The organism is Faecalispora jeddahensis (genome assembly GCF_000577335.1).
Lineage (GTDB): Bacteria > Bacillota > Clostridia > Oscillospirales > Acutalibacteraceae > Faecalispora > Faecalispora jeddahensis.
Genome location: NZ_CBYL010000039.1, coordinates 14,817 through 33,275, shown reverse-complemented (window position 1 = coordinate 33,275; position 18,459 = coordinate 14,817). Strand labels below are relative to the sequence as shown.

The 18,459-nt window shown below is 52.9% G+C and carries 18 protein-coding genes; 14 read left to right on the top strand and 4 right to left on the bottom strand.

The features are described 5' to 3' along the window. Window positions 1-565: 565 nt before the first annotated feature. The gene (locus tag TY09_RS13680) at window positions 566-883 is read right to left on the bottom strand and encodes a hypothetical protein (RefSeq protein WP_042435469.1); all 318 of its coding nucleotides are present in this window, start codon (window positions 881-883) and stop codon (window positions 566-568) included. Window positions 884-999: 116 nt separating this feature from the next. Between TY09_RS13680 and TY09_RS13675 the strand changes: the two genes are divergently transcribed. Beyond that, the gene (locus TY09_RS13675; RefSeq protein ID WP_020071642.1) at window positions 1,000-1,242 is read left to right on the top strand and encodes a helix-turn-helix domain-containing protein; all 243 of its coding nucleotides are present in this window, start codon (window positions 1,000-1,002) and stop codon (window positions 1,240-1,242) included. Window positions 1,243-1,283: 41 nt separating this feature from the next. On the opposite strand, the gene TY09_RS13670 is transcribed toward TY09_RS13675, so the two are convergent. Continuing rightward, a complete protein-coding gene (locus tag TY09_RS13670) occupies window positions 1,284-1,790 on the bottom strand; it encodes a GNAT family N-acetyltransferase (protein WP_042435467.1) in 507 nt (168 codons plus the stop codon). A gap of 16 nt (window positions 1,791-1,806) precedes the next feature. After that, window positions 1,807-2,769, bottom strand: coding sequence for an RluA family pseudouridine synthase (locus tag TY09_RS13665; RefSeq protein WP_042435465.1), 963 nt, complete (start codon window positions 2,767-2,769; stop codon window positions 1,807-1,809). Between the two features lie 270 nt (window positions 2,770-3,039). Here TY09_RS13665 and pyrE point away from each other — a divergent pair, with 270 nt between their 5' ends. The 6 genes from pyrE to TY09_RS13635 all read left to right on the top strand — a co-directional run bounded on the left by pyrE (window position 3,040) and on the right by TY09_RS13635 (window position 11,999). Beyond that, on the top strand, window positions 3,040-3,618 hold the full coding sequence (gene pyrE / locus TY09_RS13660; RefSeq protein WP_042435461.1) for an orotate phosphoribosyltransferase: 579 nt from the start codon (window positions 3,040-3,042) through the stop codon (window positions 3,616-3,618). Between the two features lie 87 nt (window positions 3,619-3,705). Beyond that, the gene (locus TY09_RS13655; RefSeq protein WP_242841503.1) at window positions 3,706-4,422 is read left to right on the top strand and encodes a JAB domain-containing protein; all 717 of its coding nucleotides are present in this window, start codon (window positions 3,706-3,708) and stop codon (window positions 4,420-4,422) included. 44 nt (window positions 4,423-4,466) lie between these two features. Next, a complete protein-coding gene (locus tag TY09_RS13650; protein WP_042435454.1) occupies window positions 4,467-4,913 on the top strand; it encodes a hypothetical protein in 447 nt (148 codons plus the stop codon). Window positions 4,914-5,504: 591 nt separating this feature from the next. Then, window positions 5,505-7,466, top strand: a complete 1,962-nt coding sequence (uvrB, locus tag TY09_RS13645) for an excinuclease ABC subunit UvrB (RefSeq protein WP_009063858.1) — start codon at window positions 5,505-5,507, stop codon at window positions 7,464-7,466. Window positions 7,467-7,620: 154 nt separating this feature from the next. Continuing rightward, complete coding sequence (gene uvrA / locus TY09_RS13640; RefSeq protein WP_042435448.1) at window positions 7,621-10,482, top strand: excinuclease ABC subunit UvrA; 2,862 nt, start codon at window positions 7,621-7,623, stop codon at window positions 10,480-10,482. 230 nt (window positions 10,483-10,712) lie between these two features. Next, a complete protein-coding gene (locus tag TY09_RS13635) occupies window positions 10,713-11,999 on the top strand; it encodes a LysM peptidoglycan-binding domain-containing protein (protein WP_035316927.1) in 1,287 nt (428 codons plus the stop codon). A gap of 124 nt (window positions 12,000-12,123) precedes the next feature. Here TY09_RS13635 and TY09_RS13630 read toward each other — a convergent pair whose 3' ends face one another. Further along, the gene (locus TY09_RS13630) at window positions 12,124-12,411 is read right to left on the bottom strand and encodes a zinc-ribbon domain containing protein (RefSeq protein ID WP_009064155.1); all 288 of its coding nucleotides are present in this window, start codon (window positions 12,409-12,411) and stop codon (window positions 12,124-12,126) included. Window positions 12,412-12,669: 258 nt separating this feature from the next. On the opposite strand from TY09_RS13630, the gene TY09_RS13625 reads away from it, so the two are divergent. The 7 genes from TY09_RS13625 to cmk all read left to right on the top strand — a co-directional run bounded on the left by TY09_RS13625 (window position 12,670) and on the right by cmk (window position 18,439). Next, on the top strand, window positions 12,670-13,569 hold the full coding sequence (locus TY09_RS13625; protein WP_042435445.1) for a DUF5685 family protein: 900 nt from the start codon (window positions 12,670-12,672) through the stop codon (window positions 13,567-13,569). Continuing rightward, window positions 13,553-14,206 (top strand): J domain-containing protein, encoded by a 654-nt coding sequence (locus tag TY09_RS13620; protein WP_009063732.1) that lies wholly within the window; start codon window positions 13,553-13,555, stop codon window positions 14,204-14,206. Before TY09_RS13625 ends, TY09_RS13620 begins: the two co-directional genes overlap by 17 nt. Then, window positions 14,197-14,739, top strand: coding sequence for a YybS family protein (locus TY09_RS13615; protein WP_042435442.1), 543 nt, complete (start codon window positions 14,197-14,199; stop codon window positions 14,737-14,739). The genes TY09_RS13620 and TY09_RS13615 overlap by 10 nt, the downstream gene beginning before the upstream one ends. Before the next feature lie 227 nt (window positions 14,740-14,966). Beyond that, window positions 14,967-15,404: a GNAT family N-acetyltransferase gene (locus TY09_RS13610; protein ID WP_042435439.1), complete on the top strand. Its 438-nt coding sequence runs from the start codon at window positions 14,967-14,969 to the stop codon at window positions 15,402-15,404. A gap of 254 nt (window positions 15,405-15,658) precedes the next feature. Next, window positions 15,659-16,552 carry a MurR/RpiR family transcriptional regulator gene (locus TY09_RS13605; RefSeq protein ID WP_042435436.1) on the top strand — a complete coding sequence of 298 codons (894 nt, stop codon included), beginning with the start codon at window positions 15,659-15,661 and terminating at the stop codon, window positions 16,550-16,552. After that, window positions 16,515-17,780: a BaiN/RdsA family NAD(P)/FAD-dependent oxidoreductase gene (locus TY09_RS13600; RefSeq protein ID WP_042435433.1), complete on the top strand. Its 1,266-nt coding sequence runs from the start codon at window positions 16,515-16,517 to the stop codon at window positions 17,778-17,780. The genes TY09_RS13605 and TY09_RS13600 overlap by 38 nt, the downstream gene beginning before the upstream one ends. After that, window positions 17,777-18,439: a (d)CMP kinase gene (cmk, locus tag TY09_RS13595; protein ID WP_042435431.1), complete on the top strand. Its 663-nt coding sequence runs from the start codon at window positions 17,777-17,779 to the stop codon at window positions 18,437-18,439. Before TY09_RS13600 ends, cmk begins: the two co-directional genes overlap by 4 nt. The last annotated feature ends 20 nt before the right edge of the window (window positions 18,440-18,459 follow it).

Genomic DNA, 18,459 nt, shown 5'->3' with positions numbered 1-18,459 from the left:
ACGAAAAGAAAGTAAGCAAAGATTCGCCAAAGGGGAGAGTTTCGATTCTCTCCCCCTTGGAACTCCCTCTCAACGACCAAAGGCGCTGCCTTTGGAAACCGGGAGAGGCTCCCGCTCTGGTTCTTACTCACGCACAGGCACAGCCTGCGCGTGAAGCAAGTGTGTAAGGAAAGCTTTCACGTCTGCAAATGGTACCAAAGTACTCTACAAGTCAATAAAGCATGCGGCGAAGCCGTACCAAAAAACAGTGAGCCAACGAGAGCGCTCTGAAAATGCCCGCCGACAGTTGGGACAGCAAGACTGATTTCCCGATGAAACTCGGAGAGTGGGCATTTTCATTGGAGCGCCTTTCCGGTAGCTTTCATTTCCGCCGTCAGGGATCGTTCCCCAAAACGGATTCCAAAGGTGTCCTTTGGCGAGTCTTTGCTTACTTTCGCCTCGTAGCGAAAGTAAGTGCCCGCCCCGGCACGAGGGGCAAGCACTGCGCCAGCAGAATTTCCATGTGAGGCAACTCACAGAAAAAACAATTTCTCTTAGTATCATCGAAATGTAAAAAGACCTGCCGTCAATCATGTTGACGGCAGGTCTTTTTACATTGTTCGGCAGATTTTCGTTCCAATAAAAGTAACTCCAGCAAACACGAAAGCGGTAGGTTGTCGGTGATGAGCTGAAAGTGCCGCTCTCCTTGTTCCGTCCAGCTCCGCACCGCCTGCAAAATGGCGATTTTTCGTTTGCTGCCGGGCTGTAACCGAAGCCGGTATTCGTAGTCGTCTACCTTCATGCTCACTTCATAGCTTGCGTCCAAAGGGCCGGAGTGCCCTTGCTGAGCCAGATACCGGCACAGCAGGTTGTATTGCTCCGGATAAAGCTGACGAATAATCATATTCTCATCTCTTTCTGTACATGATTAGGCTACCAATAGCCTAATAGTAGCATGCATAGCCTATTTTTTCAAGAAATTTTTTATATTCTTAGAGTAAAAGGGATGGGAGTGATGTTATGACAACAACAGAAGCGATTCGTAATCGTATTTTGCAGCTTTGTGAAGAAAGAAATATCTCGATTAATAGGTTAGCGAATATTTCAGCGCTTCCGCCATCTTCGGTCAAGAATATTTTGTATGGGAAAAGTCAGAATCCTAAAATTCTTACAATTAAAATGCTTTGTGACGGTTTAGACATTACTTTGGGAGAGTTTTTCAGTACAAAAGAATTCGATCATCTGGAGCAAGAGGTGAAATAAAAGGCTTTGCCGAACAGGTTCGGCAAAGCCTTTTGGTTTATTTACTCCCTTATCAGAGAATAAAGCTTCATATCCAGAATTTCTCCGTTTTTAAAGGCGTTCTTCCGAAGAGTTCCCTCCAAAATAAATCCTGCCTTTTCCAGTACCCGGCACGAGGCGGCGTTGTGGGCAAACGGCTCGGCGAAAATACGCAGGATGTCGCTGTTTTGGAATACATAGTCGCAGGTCTGCCGCACAGCGCTGGTGCAGATACCTTGGCCCCAGTAAGGCTCTGCCACATAATACCCCAGCTCGGCGGTGCGAAAATGAATGTTTGCCTGCCGGAATACGCCGATGCTGCCGATAGCCCGTCCGCCCACATCGATTGCAAAGGCGTACTGGCTGCCCGGCTCTGCGCCGAGCATCGTGCGAATGTACTCTTCGGCGTCGGCCTGTGTGTAAGGGGTGGGGATGCCGTCCCGCAGATTGTTCAGAATGTTCGGGTTGTTCATCGCTGCGGCCAGGTCAGCCGCGTCACTCAGCCTCCATGTGCGGATCGTGCATTGCATCCGTTTTCCCTCCTTGTTATGCGTTCCAGGAATAAAAATCCTTCAGGAACCAGATTTCCTTTGCCTCAAACTCACGGTGATTCAGGTATTCCAGAATTCCCGCGGACGACGTAAACTCAAACCGAAGCTTGTAGGAGTACAGCGCCTGATACGGCAGGCCGGTTTTCTTGTTCTGGCGGTTTGTGCCGTATTTTCCGTCCCCGGCCAGCGGGTGGCCGATCGAAGCCAGATGCGCGCGAATCTGATGGGTGCGCCCGGTCAAAAGGTCGATTTCCAGCAGGCTGTACGCGCCGCGCTCTTCCAGCACACGGTAACGCGTGCGGATGCTCTTGGCGCCCGGCGCGCCGTGGCTCGAAATATATACCCGGTTCTGGTTTTCATTTTTCTCAAGAAACCCTTCCAGCGTGGCGGATTTTTCCTCCATGCGCCCGCACACGATGCACAGGTACAGCTTTTTCAGCTCGCGGTTCTTCACCTTTTCATTTAAAATGCGCAGCGACTCCGCGTTCTTGGCCGCCATCACAATTCCCCCGGTATTGCGGTCGATCCGGTTGACGAGCGCGGGCGCAAAGCTGTTTTCCTCCTGCGGGCGGTACTCGCCCTTGTCGTACAGGTAGTGCTGCACCCGGGCGATCAGCGAATCGAAATGGTAGTTCTCGTCCGGATGAACGATCAGCCCCGGCTTTTTGTCCAGAATCAGAATGTTTTCATCCTCAAATAAAATATTCAGCTTCAGCGGGGCTTTCAGGAAATCATATTCCTCCGGTTCCTGCTGAAAGAATTCGTCCTTTAAATACATGGTCAGCACGTCGCCCGCGTTCAGGCGGGTAGAAATATCGCACCGCTTGCCGTTGAGCTTGATGTCCTTTTTGCGGATGCTCTTGTACAGCATCGCCTGCGGCAGGTTGCGGTAGGCCTTGGTCAGAAATTTATCCAGACGCTGTCCGGCGTCGTTTTCACCGATGGTTACGGATTTCATATGGTATCCCCTTATTTTTAGCGCAGCGTGGAGCGCCGCCATTGATTGTATCAGTATAGCATAAATATCATGTACAGCAAAAGGGGTACAAGGCTTCCCAAATGATTTATTTTAGTATATAATAAATTTTTAGAGATACAGTCGAATCCCTTTAAAAATGGTAGAAAGACGGCGATTTTTTCCCCGCTGAAAACGGGAAAAGAAATCAACAGCCTTTTTTAAAGCGAAATGAGGATACTGTCGAATCGAGGAAAAGGGGACAGCAAAACGATGATTACACAGGAAAGAGTTCTGGAAGTTTTAAAAGAGGCCGACGTTCTTCTGGAGGGGCATTTCCGCCTGACCTCCGGCCGCCACAGCAACCGTTACCTGCAATGCGCGAAGGTGTTCCGCAATACCAAATACAGTGAAGAGCTCTGCGGCGCTTTGGCAGAGCATTTTGCGAACGACGGGGTAGAGGTGGTCATCGGCCCGGCGATGGGTGCGGTGCAGATGGCCTACGAGGTCAGCCGCGCGCTGAAATGCGAAAACTTCTTTGCCGAGCGGGAAGACGGCAAGATGACCCTGCGCCGCGGCTTTGCGATAAAGCCCGGGCAGAAGGTTCTGATCGTTGAGGATGTCGTTACCACCGGCGGCTCTGTCCGCGAGGTGATCGAGCTGGTCCGCGCGGCGGGCGGCGATTTGGTTGGCGTTGGTTCTATTGTTGACAGAACCGGCGGAAAAATCGATTTTGGTGTTCCGTTCCGTGCGGTGATCTCTCTGGATGTGGAATCCTGGGAGCCGCAGGATTGCCCGATCTGTAAAGAGGGGAAGCTGGAGCTGGTCAAGCCCGGCAGCCGCAAGGTGTAAAAAGCGCGGCTGAAATATACCAGAGCAGCGCGCAGCGCCTGTGGTATAGACCCCCATTCTTTTCAGAAAGGCGGGGTGCGATTGAAAATGGAACGCATTCCTGAAAAATCCGCAGGGATTCATGAGGGACATCGAAAACGGGTGCAGGATCGTTTTTTAAAAGACGGGATTGATGGATTTGCCTCACACGAGGTGCTGGAAATGCTCCTCTTTTTCTCTATCCGCAGGGGGGACACGAACGAGCTGGCCCACCGCCTGATCGACCGGTTCGGCTCTTTGTCCGGTGTATTTCACGCGCCGTATGAAGAGCTGCTCAGGGTTCGGGGAGTGGGCAGAGTTTCCGCCTTTTTGATGAAATTGATTCCCGAGCTGTGCCGCGCGTATTACGAAGACTGCCACAAAGAAAAGATTCGTGTGTTCGAGGTAGAGCAGGCGGCAGAGATTCTGCGCAGAAAGTACATCGGCCGCCGCAACGAGGTAGTCGTACTGCTTCTGCTCGACAGCCAGTGCCGTTTGCTTTCCTGCGAGGTAGTCAACGAGGGTACGGTCAGCACCGTGCCGGTTTACGTGCGCCGCATGGTAGAGTTGGCGGTTCGCTACAACGCCAGCGCGGCGATCATGTCACACAATCACCCCAGCGGGAACCCGGTTCCGTCTCGGGGCGACATTGAATCCACCATCTCGGTGTACCACGCGCTTCAGGCGGTGAATGTGCCGCTGCGCGACCACATTATTTTCGGTGACAAGGATTATGTATCCCTGTCTCATCTGGGCATATTGAAGGATATTATGGAGCCGTTTTAGCCAGTGGTCGGTTTTCTGCCTGAATGATGTATGGAGGGTCAGCGATGAGCTGGGAATTAAAACAAATCTTTCTGCCGAACCCCAATTTGGCGGATGAATATCCAAACTATGAGAATCAATTGCAGCCGCGTATGCGTTTTGCCGATCCGGAGCTTCGGCTTCTTTTTGAACAGCATGAGGCTGCCATTATGGAAATTGTTGTCCGGGAAATAACAGCGTATTTGGCGGACGAAAGCGTTTGCAACGATGAGGAAGACATGTTCCCGCGCAGAAGTGAAATGACGGGCGAATGGTATATGGGGGAGATTGAGCTTTTCAAAAAAGAGGAAAGAATTTGGGGCAGCGTTTTCACGCGTTTTTTAGGGTATTATCCCGTACCCTGCGCGCGGCTGCCTGTGGATGACTATCTGGGTTTAGAGGTTTGGATAACTTACGACCCCGAACAGCGGGCTTTTTTGTTTGATGGAGGGCTCGACAGCTCTTCAATTTAAACTTTTCCCAATGCCTGATTTGTCGTGCGATACCTGTTGTTATGAAAAAGCACTTTTGTGACCTGATGAATGGTTATAAGGTGCTTTTTCTGTTCCTTGTGCAGTATCGTTTGACAGGCCGCGTTTTTCTCCATACAAATTCTCATTGAAAAAGCAGAAAATCTGGTCAGGTACTCACTCCGCCGGGGGCGGGGGAGTGTGCCATGTCACATCTGTTTTTTCGCAGATTGGTATCCCAACACTTTTTTCATCAGGAAATGGCTGACAGTTGACAAAAACGAACAAATGTACTATTATGATATTCGATCTGACTGTTTCTCCGCCGAAGGCGGGAAAACGGTCAAACACCTGATGATTTACTGTGAATAGCGCTTGTGCGATAGGGTCAATTCGCTTGAAACCCGTCCGGTTTTTAAGCTTGCGGGGGTATCCTCGCAGCGCAACCTTCGGGTGCAAATTTATATTATGAACGGCAACAAACCGCCAGCAATGCTGGCATCGCATGGGAAACCGTGCGCTTCAAAACGGTCTTGTTTTGAAGTTTGTTCAGTATAAGATACTGCAACAAGAGTAATTGCGGGGAGGGAAAGCATGGATTTTAAGCTGGTTTCAAAGTTTCAGCCAACCGGCGATCAGCCGCGGGCGATTGATCAGCTGGTGGAGGGGCTCAACCGGGGAGATAAGGAGCAGACGCTCCTTGGCGTAACCGGTTCGGGAAAAACCTTCACGATGGCGAATGTGATCGCAAGGGTCAACCGGCCAACGCTGGTTCTGGCACACAATAAAACACTGGCGGCGCAGCTCTGCTCTGAGTTTCGGGAGTTCTTCCCGGAAAACTCGGTGGAGTACTTCGTCAGCTATTACGACTACTATCAGCCGGAAGCATACATCCCCACGACAGACACTTATATTGAAAAAGATTCCGCCATCAATGACGAGATCGATAAGCTTCGCCACTCCGCAACCGCTGCTCTGTCGGAGCGGCGGGATGTGATTATTGTGGCGAGCGTTTCTTGTATTTACAGCTTGGGTAACCCAATCGATTACCACACCATGGTAATCTCTCTGCGTCCCGGCATGCAGACAAAGCGTGACGATCTGCTGAAAAAACTAGTGGAGCTGCAATACGAACGGAACGATGTGAATTTTGTGCGTAATAAGTTCCGCGTGCATGGCGACGTGGTCGAGATTTTCCCCGTACAGTCCAATGAAAATGCGATTCGCGTAGAATTTTTCGGGGATGAGATTGAACGTATTTCTGAAATAAATGCCCTGACGGGTGAGCTGAAAGCGTTCCTGAAGCACGTGGCGATTTTTCCTGCGTCGCATTATATTGTTCCGCGAGAAAAAATGATGGTTGCGGTGCAGCAGCTCGAACAGGAGATGCAGGAGCGGGTCAAGCTCTTTGAATCGGAAGGTAAGCTGATCGAGGCGCAGCGCATCCGCGAGCGCACGATGTACGACGTGGAAATGCTGCAGGAGATCGGTTTCTGTAAGGGAATCGAAAACTACTCCCGTGTGCTGTCCGGGCGTGAGCCGGGCAGCGCGCCGTTTACACTGTTTGATTACTTCCCCGAGGATTTCCTCCTGTTTGTGGACGAGTCCCATGTTTCGTTGCCGCAGGTTCGCTCCATGTACGCGGGCGACCGGGCCAGAAAAGAAACGCTGATCAATTTCGGCTTCCGTCTGCCGTCGGCGTATGATAACCGCCCGCTGAATTTTGACGAGTTTTACGAGCGCGTGAATCAGGCGGTTTTTGTCAGTGCAACGCCGGGCGATCTGGAGCTGCAAAAATCGGCGCAGATCGTCGAGCAGGTGATCCGCCCCACCGGGCTGGTCGATCCCGAGGTGATCGTGAAGCCGGTAGAGGGGCAGATCGACGACCTGATTTCCGAGATCAACCTGCGGTCGGCAAAAAATCAGCGCGTACTGGTGACAACGCTCACCAAGAAAATGGCGGAGGATCTGACTGCCTACCTTGAAAACATGGGCATCCGTGTGCGGTATATGCACCACGACATCGACACGGTGGAGCGCATGGAGATCATCCGCGATCTGCGCCTTGGCGAATTCGATGTTCTGGTGGGCATCAACCTGCTGCGTGAGGGCATCGATCTGCCGGAGGTTTCTCTCGTCGCGATTCTCGATGCGGATAAGGAGGGCTTTTTGCGCTCCGAGCGCTCGCTGATTCAGACGATCGGCCGCGCGGCCCGCAACTCGGAAGGCCAGGTCATCATGTACGCCGATTCCGTAACGCCCTCCATGGAGCGTGCGCTGCGCGAAACCCAGCGCCGCCGCGAGCTTCAGCAGAAATATAATGAAGAGCATCACATTACCCCCAAAACGATCATCAAGAGTGTATCGGATGTGCTGGAAATCTCAACGCATAAGGACGAGGAAAAAGGCAAAAAGGGCAAGCGCATGAGCGCGGCCGAACGCAAGCAGACCATCGAAAAGCTGACCCGCGAGATGAAGGCGGCCGCAAAGCTTCTGGAATTCGAGCATGCGGCTTATCTGCGCGACAAAATCAAGCAGCTGAGCGGCGGAAAATAGAGTACATTCACTTTCAAACAGTCTGGTACAAGTACAACAGTTTGTTTTCCCCGCCTGCGGCGTAGGGAAGCAGCCGGCAACCTTTTTAAGTGGCATTACGATAACGCTGTCCAATCAAAACGGATTCAATCTGGCTTCGGAGGATTTATACAGTATGACGGCTAAAAACATTCTGGTCAAAGGCGCCAGAGAGCACAACCTGAAGAACATCGATATTGAGATTCCGCGCGACGAGCTGGTGGTTCTCACCGGCCTTTCCGGCTCCGGAAAATCCTCCCTTGCGTTTGATACGATTTACGCCGAGGGTCAGCGCCGCTATGTGGAATCGCTTTCGTCCTATGCCCGCCAGTTTTTGGGGCAACTGGACAAGCCGGACGTGGACTACATTGAAGGTCTGTCCCCGGCGATTTCCATCGATCAGAAAACCACGTCGAAAAACCCGCGTTCCACAGTGGGAACCGTAACCGAAATTTACGATTACCTGCGCCTGCTGTATGCCCGAATCGGCATTCCGCACTGCCCGGTCTGCGGCCGGGAGATCAAGCAGCAGACGATCGACCAGATCGTCGACAGGGTCCTTTCCCTGCCGGAGGGCACGAAAATCCAGGTGATGGCCCCGGTCATCCGCGCGCGCAAGGGCGAGCACGTTAAGGAGCTGGAAGCAGCCCGCCGCGGCGGCTTTGTCCGCGTTCGGGTGGACGGTATCCTGTACGATCTCTCCGAAACCATTAAGCTCGAAAAGAACAAGAAGCATTCGATCGACATCGTGGTCGATCGTCTGGTCATTCGGCCCGACATCCGGTCCCGTTTGTCCGATTCCGCAGAAACCGCATCTTCTCTGGCCGATGGCCTGATGATCATCAGCGTGGTGGATGGGGAAGACTTGCTCTTTTCGCAGAATTATGCCTGCCCGGAGCATGGGGCGAGCATCGAGGAGCTGACTCCCCGCATGTTCTCCTTTAATAACCCGGCGGGCGCGTGCCCCAAGTGCACCGGCCTCGGTGTGTTTATGAAGATCGACCCGGATCTGATTATCCCGGATAAGCGCCTGTCCATCAGCAAGGGCGGCCTGAAGGGCAGCGGCTGGGCGATGGAGGGCAGCAGCATCGCCACAATGTACATGAACGGTCTTGCAAAGCATTACGGCTTTTCGCTCGATACGCCTTTGGGTGAGCTCCCTCCGGAGATCATCGATATTCTCCTGTATGGTACCAAAGGGGAGAAGATCGAGCTGGAGCGCACGAGCGAATACGGCTACGGAAAATATAAGACCGGCTTTGAGGGCATCATCAATAACCTTGAGCGCCGCTTCCGCGATACGCAGAGCAGCTGGATCAAGGAAGAAATCGAATCCTACATGAGCGCCATCCCGTGCGACGAGTGCCACGGCAAACGCCTTTCCGCGGCCAGCCTCGCGGTAACGGTGGGCGACGTGAATATCAGCGATTTCTGCGAGAAATCGGTATCGGAAGCGCTTGCGTTTTTAGACCAGCTTGAGCTGACGCCCCGCGAAAGCATGATCGCCAAGGCGATTCTGAAAGAAATCAAGAGCCGCCTGGGCTTTTTGCAGAGCGTTGGACTTGAATACCTGACGCTGTCGCGCTCCGCGGGAACGCTCTCCGGCGGTGAAAGCCAGCGCATCCGTTTAGCGACCCAGATCGGCTCGTCTTTGATGGGCGTTCTGTATATTCTGGATGAACCGAGCATCGGCCTGCACCAGCGGGATAACGATAAGCTGCTGAACACACTGAAGCATCTGCGTGATATCGGGAATACGGTGCTGGTCGTGGAGCACGACGAGGAAACGATGCTTGCGGCGGACCATATTGTAGACATCGGCCCCGGCGCGGGCGTTCACGGCGGCTATGTGATTTATAACGGCCCGGCCAAAGAGATCGTCAACTGCAAGGAGTCCATTACCGGGCAGTACCTCAGCGGAACCAAACGCATCGAGATACCGGAGGTTCGCCGTTCCGGCAACGGGAAGCAGCTGAAGATTGTCGGTGCCACCCAGAATAACCTGAAAAACCTGACGGTGAAGATTCCTCTGGGTGAATTTGTATGTGTCACCGGCGTTTCGGGTTCCGGCAAATCCTCTTTGATCAACGAAATTCTGTATAAATCGCTCGCGGCCCAGCTCAATGGAGCAAAGACAAGGCCCGGCGCACATAAAGATATTTTGGGTGTGGAAGATCTCGATAAGGTGATCGAGATCAATCAGGCGCCGATCGGGCGTACGCCGCGCTCGAACCCCGCTACCTATACCGGCGTGTTCACCGATATCCGCGAGCTGTTCGCCTCCACGCAGGACGCAAAGCTGAGGGGCTTTACATCGGGACGTTTTTCGTTTAATGTGAAGGGCGGCCGGTGCGAAGCGTGCCAGGGTGACGGCATTCTGAAAATCGAAATGCACTTTCTGCCGGACGTTTACGTTCCCTGTGATGTCTGCAAGGGCAGACGCTACAACCGCGAAACGCTGGAAATCCGCTACAAGGGCAAGAATATTTATGACGTACTGGAAATGACGGTGGAGGAGGGGCTCGAGTTTTTCTCCAGCATCCCGAAAATCCAACGCAAGCTGCAAACGCTCTATGATGTGGGCCTTGGGTATATCAAGATCGGCCAGCCGGCTACCACGCTTTCCGGCGGCGAGGCGCAGCGGGTCAAGCTTGCGACAGAGCTGTCCAAACGGCCGACTGGGCGCACGATTTATATTCTGGATGAACCGACGACCGGCCTGCACATCGCGGACGTTCACCGGCTGATCGATGTGCTGCAAAAGCTGGTGGATACCGGCAACACGGTTCTCGTCATCGAGCACAACCTTGACCTGATCAAAACAGCCGATCATATTATCGACCTTGGCCCGGAGGGCGGCGACCGCGGCGGTACGCTGGTGGCCGAGGGTACACCCGAGCAGGTGGCCGAAATCAAAGACTCTTATACCGGTCAGTATTTAAAAATCGCACTGGAGCGCGATATGAGCCGCCGGGAAAGCTACGTTCAGGGGGCGTAGCTGTGACCTTTGCCTTTTGGTGCGGCTTTCGGCAATATCAATATTTCAGTAAAGCGCCGTCATGCAAAGCATGACGGCGCTTTATGCAAAAAATAACCGTTGTCCCGGTTTTACGAATGTGCTCTCTTTTTACTGCATATATTTGAAACAGCATGGATTTCTTCCCCGCCTTCGGTGGGGAAGAAATGTTTGTTTTGTTATTTGGCGATAAAAGCAGAGGAGCGGTGACAATGACGATTCATGTGGTCAGACCGGGGGAAACGGTGTATTCGATCGCGGCCATGTACGGGGTGTCCGCGCGGGATGTGATTCAGTATAACGAGCTGGATGAGCCGAATCGCCTCGTACCGGGCCAGACAATCGTGATTCTGTTCCCGCGCCGGGTTCATATTGTGGAAGCCGGCGATACGGTGTATTCGATTACCCAACAGTACGGCATCACGATCAACGAGCTGTACCGCAATAACACGAAGCTGGGCGCGCTGCCTGTTCTGCGCCCTGGGGAGCGGCTGGTGATCTCCTACGAGCAGCAGCGGTTGGGGGATATGTCGGTCAACGGCTATGCGTATCCATTTGTCGACCGGACGCTGTTCCGGCAGACAATGCCGTTTATGACCTACATGACGCCTTTTACCTACGGGTTCACCTTTAACGGCGACCTGGTTCCGCTGGATGACGAAGCGCTGATCGATATTGCGCTGCAGTACGGCGTCGCCCCGCTGATGCATCTGTCTACCTTAACGGAAGAAGGGGGCTTCAGCAACGAGCTCGCGCACCGCGCGCTGAACGACATGCAGGTGCAGAACCGCCTGTTAGATAATATTTTAATCAACCTGCGGCAGAAAAATTATAAAGGGCTGGATGTCGACTTTGAATTCATCTATGTAGAGGATCGCGACAAATATACGGCCTTTATCCGCAACGCCACGCAGAAGCTGAATCCGGAAGGGTATGAGGTGATCGTGGCCCTTGCCCCGAAAACCTCGAGCGATCAGCCGGGACTTTTGTATCAGGGGCACGATTACGGGGGACTGGGGGCTGCTGCCAACGGCGTTCTGCTCATGACCTACGAGTGGGGCTATACCTACGGCCCGCCGATGGCGGTTGCGCCGATCCCAAATATCCGCGCGGTGCTGAACTATGCGGTCACGCAGATTGCGCGGAATAAAATTTACATGGGAATGCCGAACTACGGCTACGACTGGCCGCTGCCGTATGTACGGGGGACGACAAGGGCGCAGTCGATTTCCAATGTGGAGGCGGTGCGTCTGGCAAGGGAGTACAACGCGGAGATTTTATACGATGAAACGGCGCAATCCCCGCATTTTCAATACACCAATACCAGCGGCGAGCTGCACGAGGTTTGGTTTGAGGATGCCCGGAGCATCCGGGCAAAGCTCGCGCTTGTAACGGAATTCGGTTTTCTCGGGATCGGGTACTGGAACCTGATGCGCCCGTTCCCGCAGAACTGGCTGGTGCTCAATGCCCTGTACCGCATCCGCGCCTTTCAGGGGTAAACGCAAAAAATGCGCCGAAACGGCGGGAATTCCCGCGCGTTTGGCGCATTTTATTGTTAGAGATTGAAAAGTAACGATATGGAACCGGTCGTTTCATCAATACGATGAGACCGAAATTCAATTGTTATCTTCTGTTCGCAAAGCAATCGCTGCAGTATACAGGACGCTCGTCGCGGGGCTGGAAGGGAACCTTGCAGGTTGCGCCGCAAGATGCGCATACAGCCGTATACATCTCTCTCGGGGCTCTTTCGGAAGAAGAATCCCCTCTGGAATTTTTGCGGTTCGAACGGCAGGCTTTGCAGCGCTGGGGCTCGTTGGTGAATCCTTTTTCCGCGTAAAACTCCTGCTCGCCGGCGGTGAATTCGAATTCTGCGCCGCAGTCTTTGCAAATCAAAATTTTGTCTTCGTACATTGAGATACCTCGTTTTGTTTAATTTATACCCTGTTTTGGCGGGCATTGAATTCATTATATGGGAATCGGCAGAGTTTGTCAATCAGTTTACGGCAAATTCCCTGAATGTTTTTGTAAAAATTTTCTAGAATATCCCTTGCTGTATCGAATAAAATCGACGCTTTTCGACAGAAGTGAAAAAATTTACAGATTATTAATTAACGATACGCTTAAAATATAGTAGAATAAAACGTACAAGCTGAGTGTTAGGAGAATGTTGTGTTCGGTTATATCAAGCCTCAAAAATCCGAACTGCTTGTCCGGGAATATGAACAGTACAAGGGTGTTTATTGCTCCCTGTGCAAACAGCTGGGCAAAAGCTATGGCATTTTGTCCAGATTTACCCTAAGCTATGATTGTACATTTTTGGCGATGCTGATGATGGCCCGCTCGGAGCGCCCGTGTAAAATGGCGCAGGGCCGGTGCACGTTCAATCCAACGAAAAAATGCCCGTTCTGTGAAGGGGAATATCCCGAACTGGTGTTTGCGTCGGCACTATCCGTCATTATGACATACTATAAGCTGAGGGATGATCTCAAAGATCCCGGCTTAAAATCCAGGCTTCGTGCCATGCTGCTCTTTCCGCTGTCTGTGCGCGCGCATAAAAAGGCGGCGCGGGATTACCCCGGTTTGGAGCAGGCGGTGGCCGATGCGATGCAGCTGCAGGAACAAACCGAGCAGCAGGAATCGCCGCCGCTGGATGCCTGTGCGGAACCGACCGCAAAAATGCTCTCCGGAGTGTTTTCGCAACTGGCTGAGCGGGATACGCCGGAATTTCGCATTCTCGAACAGTTTGGGTATTTTTTGGGCAGATGGGTCTACCTGATGGACGCCGCCGACGATATTCCGAAGGATTTAAAACAAAACGCGTTTAATCCGTTTATTCGGGATTACGGGCTGACGACAGAGAGCACGCAGGAGCAGCTACAGGAAGCGGCTGACCGGTGCAATCAGGTACTGAATATGACGGTATCTCAGGCGATCGCCGCGTTCCGGCTTTTGGATTTGGGGCAGTTCGCCCCGATTCTGAACAATATCGTTTGTCTTGGCCTGCCGCAGATGCAAAAAGAATTTATGCTGAAAATGGAAAAGGGGAAAAGCAATGTCGGATCCGTATAAAATACTTGGGGTTTCTCCTGCGGCGACGGATGAACAGATAAAGGCCGCTTACCGGGAGCTGGCGAAAAAATATCACCCGGATAATTATGCCGGCAGCCCGATCGCAGATCTGGCCGGTGAAAAGATGAAAGAAATCAACGAGGCTTATGACGAGGTCATGAGCCAGCGTCGCAATAATAAGAGTAACGGCGGAGCGCAGTATTCCGCCGGGTATGGCGGTACGGCCGGTTCCGGCAGCTACCAGAACAGCTACGGCAGCGCGGCGAATTCCAGCTTCCGCGATGTGCGCAACCTGATTATGGCGGGGCGCATTGCCGATGCGGAGCAGATCCTGAACGGGGTACCGCTGGGCAGCAGAAACGCAGAGTGGTATTTCCTGAAGGGCTCGATCCTCTACCAGCGCGGCTGGCTGGAGGAAGCGCACAACCATTTCACCCGTGCCTGCCAGATGGATCCGAACAATCTGGAATATCGTGCGGCGCTCAATCAGTCCATGAATCAGCGCGGCGGCATGTATGGCGGATACAACACATCGTACGGTGCCGGCGGATGCAGCTCGTGCGATACCTGCATGGGTCTGCTTTGCGCGGATTCCTGCTGTGAATGTATGGGTGGGGATCTGATTCCATGCTGCTGAACAGAAGTGCACAGGTGGCGTTCTGCGGCGTAGCGGCTGCGTTGTCTGCGGTTCTGATGTTTCTGACTGGGCTGATCCCGATTTCTACCTACGCGCTGACCGCGCTGGCCGGCTTGCCCGGCATGGTGATCGTGATCGAGCTGGGAACCCGATGGGCCTGGCCGGTTTACGTTGTAGTCAGTATCCTTTCCCTGCTGTTTTCGGCAGACAAGGAAGCGGTCGTACTGTTTATTTTGTTTTTTGGGTATTATCCCATCCTCAAAGCTTTGGTGGAGCGCCTGTCCCGGATTCTTTCCTGGGTTTTGAAATTCGCGGTGTTCAATCTGGCGATGGTCGCCGGATTTTTCATTGCGGTATTTGTTCTGGGCATTCCAAGAGACAGCTTTTTAGTGTTTGGCAGTGCCACTCCGCTGGCTTTTTTGGCAGCAGGCAACGTGGTATTCGCTTTGTATGATTATACCCTGTCCGGCCTGGTGGTGGAATACTATAAGCGGTTTCATCGTCTGGCACAGCAGTGGTTTCGCCAAAAGTAAGATCGAAAATTGAGGCGGACGGCTTTTTGCCGTTTGCCTTTTTCCGTTATGGCTGATATGAAAAATAATACATATTCTTCTATTTCAAAAGTATAAAAGTATCTTTTCTTTATTTTCTCCTCCGCCTTCAGCGGGGGAGAAAATAAAATATCGATCTTTTGATAGGAGGAGGATGTTACTTTTGATCATGATACAGGGAACTGATTATGATAAGGAGGAAAATAAACATGATTCGTGACTTGCGTTTGGACGATAGAAACGTATTTTTATCTATGGTAAAGGACTTTTATTCATCAGATGCGGTGGCGCACAGCGTTGACCCTCAACACTTTGAGGCGACCTTTGCCGCCGCAATGGAGAAATCCCCCTTCCTGCGCGCGCTTATGATGGAAGAGGAGGGGAAACCCGCAGGATATGCGCTTTTGTCGTTCACTTATTCAAACGAAGCTGGCGGCCTAGTGGTTTTGATTGAAGAGGTTTATCTCAGCGAGGCATGCAGAGGGATGGGATACGGCCATCAATTTTTTGAGTTTTTGGAACAGGAGTACCCGTCGGCCAAGCGCTTCCGTCTCGAGGCCAGAAAAGAGAATGAGAATGCCATTCGGCTGTATCAAAGACTCGGTTACGAGGTTCTGGATTACCTCCAAATGGTAAAGGATGATTAATTTGCGGGATATTTTCGCCTGTCCGTTCCTCATTTGATAGAAGTCCGCCAATCCGGCGAATTTTTCTTTTGAGAATATTTAATTGCATGGAAAATGAATTGTTCCTGCAAAAATAAACCGTTTTTTCTGCTAAATTTCCTATTTTTCTCTTGATTTTTGCAGGCTCAGGCCTTAATATGAATAAAAGAGTTGCGCCTTCCTGCAAAACGAATCAAAAAATTGCAGGGGCAGAATGAGTGGAGGAATACACGATTATGAATAGTCAACTCACAGCCAGGATCCTCAACAACATGCCTGAATTTTCCAAGGGGCAGAAGTTGATCGCCAAATATATATTGGAGCATTACGACAAAGTAGCCTATATGACAGCCTCACGGCTGGGTGCTACGGTGGGGGTCAGCGAATCCACGGTTGTGCGCTTTGCAACGGAGATTGGATACAGCGGATACCCCGAGCTGCAGCAGGCCATGCAGGAGATGATCCGCAGTCGCCTGACGTCGGTGCAGCGGATCGAGGTCACCGTCAATAACATGGGGAGTTCAGATGTCCTTTCGTCTGTGATGAATCAGGACATCGACATGATTCGCCGGACGCTGGAGGAAACCTCCCGCAAAGATTTTTACGCCGCGGTGGATGCGATCGCGGATTCCCGCAAAATCTACATTTTGGGGGCCGGCAGTTCTTTGGCGCTTGCGACTTTTTTGTCCTATTATTTTGGTTTGATTTTAGAAAATGTACAATTGGTGAATATTACCAGCGAAGCGGAAATTTTTGAAAAAATGATCCGGGTCGATGAAGCGGACACCGTCATCGGCATCAGCTTCCCGCGGTATTCCAAGCGCGCGGTTAAGGCAATGCATTTTGCGTCGGACCGCGGGGCCAAGGTGATCGCTATTACGGACAGCCCCTTGTCGCCGCTTGCAGAGCCTGCGGGATATCTGCTGCTGGCCCGCAGCAACATGGCTTCCTTTGTGGATGCGATCGCGGCGCCGCTGAGCCTGATCAACGCGCTGATCGTCATGGTCACGATGAAGAAAAAAGAAGAAGTAACCGAGATTCTGCACAGCCTGGAGCATATCTGGGACGAATACGGTGTATACGAAAAGGTGGATGAAAAAAACGTTGACACAAACAAACCACAAGGCTGATCTGATCGTCATCGGGGGCGGAGCGGCCGGAATGATGGCGGCGGGGACCGCTGCCGAACTCGGCCTGAGCGTGATTCTGGCAGAGAAAAACGCGCGCCTTGGCAGAAAGCTTGGCATCACCGGAAAAGGTCGGTGCAACCTGACCAACAACTGCTCTGTGCAGGATGTGATCGCTGCCGTGCCGACCAACTCCCGTTTTTTATACGGCGCTGTTTCCCGGTTCGCTCCGCAGGATACCATGGCTTTTTTTGAGGGCCTTGGCGTGCCGCTGAAAACGGAACGGGGCCAGCGGGTTTTCCCGCAGTCAGACCGCGCGGGCGATGTCATCGACGCGCTGACACGCTTTCTGAAGGAAAATCATGTGAAGATTTTGCAGGCAGAAGCCCGAAAGCTCCTCATCGACGAAGACGGCGTTCACGGTGTCGTTCTGCGTGACGGCACGGAGCTGCTTGCCCCGAAAGTGATTGTTGCCTGCGGCGGAGCATCCTACCCCGGAACCGGCTCCACCGGGGACGGGTACCGGTTGGCGCGCCAGGTCGGGCACAGCGTACTGCCGCTGCGTCCCTCTCTGGTTCCATTGGTCGAGCAGGGGGGAGACTGTGCGCAGATGCAGGGCCTTGCTCTGAAAAACGCCGCCGTTCGGGTCTATGAGCGGCTAAAGCTGATCTATGAGGATTTCGGCGAGCTGCTGTTTACGCATTTCGGTCTTTCCGGCCCGGTGGTGCTGAGCGCCAGCAGCCACATGCGCCGTATGGAGCCTGGGGTATACCGGCTCGAGATCGATTTAAAACCGGCGCTGTCGCCCGAGAAGCTGGACGCAAGACTCCAGCGCGATCTGGAACAGAACAGCAACAAGGATTTTATCAATTCGCTGGGGGCGCTGCTGCCCCGTAAAATGATTCCCGTTCTGGTGGAACGGTCGGGAATTCCTCCCGAAACAAAGTGCAATGCCATCACCCGCGAACAGCGCCGGGACTTTGCCGCGCTGCTCAAAGGGTTTTCCGTAAACATTCAGGGTTTTCGGCCCATCGAAGAGGCGATCGTCACTTCCGGCGGCGTGAATGTCAAAGAAATCAACCCCAAAACCATGGAATCCAAGCTGATTCATGGGCTGTATTTTGTGGGTGAGGTTCTGGACGTGGACGCTTACACCGGGGGCTTCAATTTACAGATTGCCTTTGCCACAGGGCGGCTGGCGGCGCAGGCCGCAAAGGAGGAACAAGGATGATTTCAATTGCCATCGATGGTCCTGCCGGCGCGGGGAAAAGTACGATTGCACGCCGCGTTGCGCAGGAGCTCGGGTATTTGTATGTAGATACGGGCGCGCTGTACCGCGCGATTGCCCTTCACATGCTGAGGGCGGGGAAGAATCCGGCGGCGCCGGAGGAAGTAATCCCGCAGCTCGAAGCAGTTGAGGTCTCTCTGCGATATGTCGGGGGAGAGCAGCAGGTGCTCCTGGGTGTTGAAAATGTGTCGGAATCGATCCGCACGCCGGAGGTAGCGGCCGCTTCCTCCAAGGTTTCGGCAATTCCGCAGGTTCGGGAGTTTTTGCTGTCTTTGCAGCGGGATATCGCGGAGCAGAACGACGTCGTTATGGATGGCCGGGACATTGGAACCGTGGTGCTGCCGCACGCGCAGGTGAAAATTTTTCTCACCGCTTCACTGGAAGAGCGGGCTCGGCGGCGCTGGAAAGAGCTGCTCGAAAAGGGGAGTGCCGACTTTGATACGGTGCTTGCAGACGTGAAAAAGCGCGACGAGCAGGATTCGACCCGCGCGATCGCCCCGCTGGTGCAGGCCCCGGACGCCGTTCTGGTGGATACCACCGGTAATACGCTGGAGCAGTCGGTAAATCGAATGCTGACTGTGATTGGGGAACGTTTATCCTGACCGCACCCGGCGAATTACCG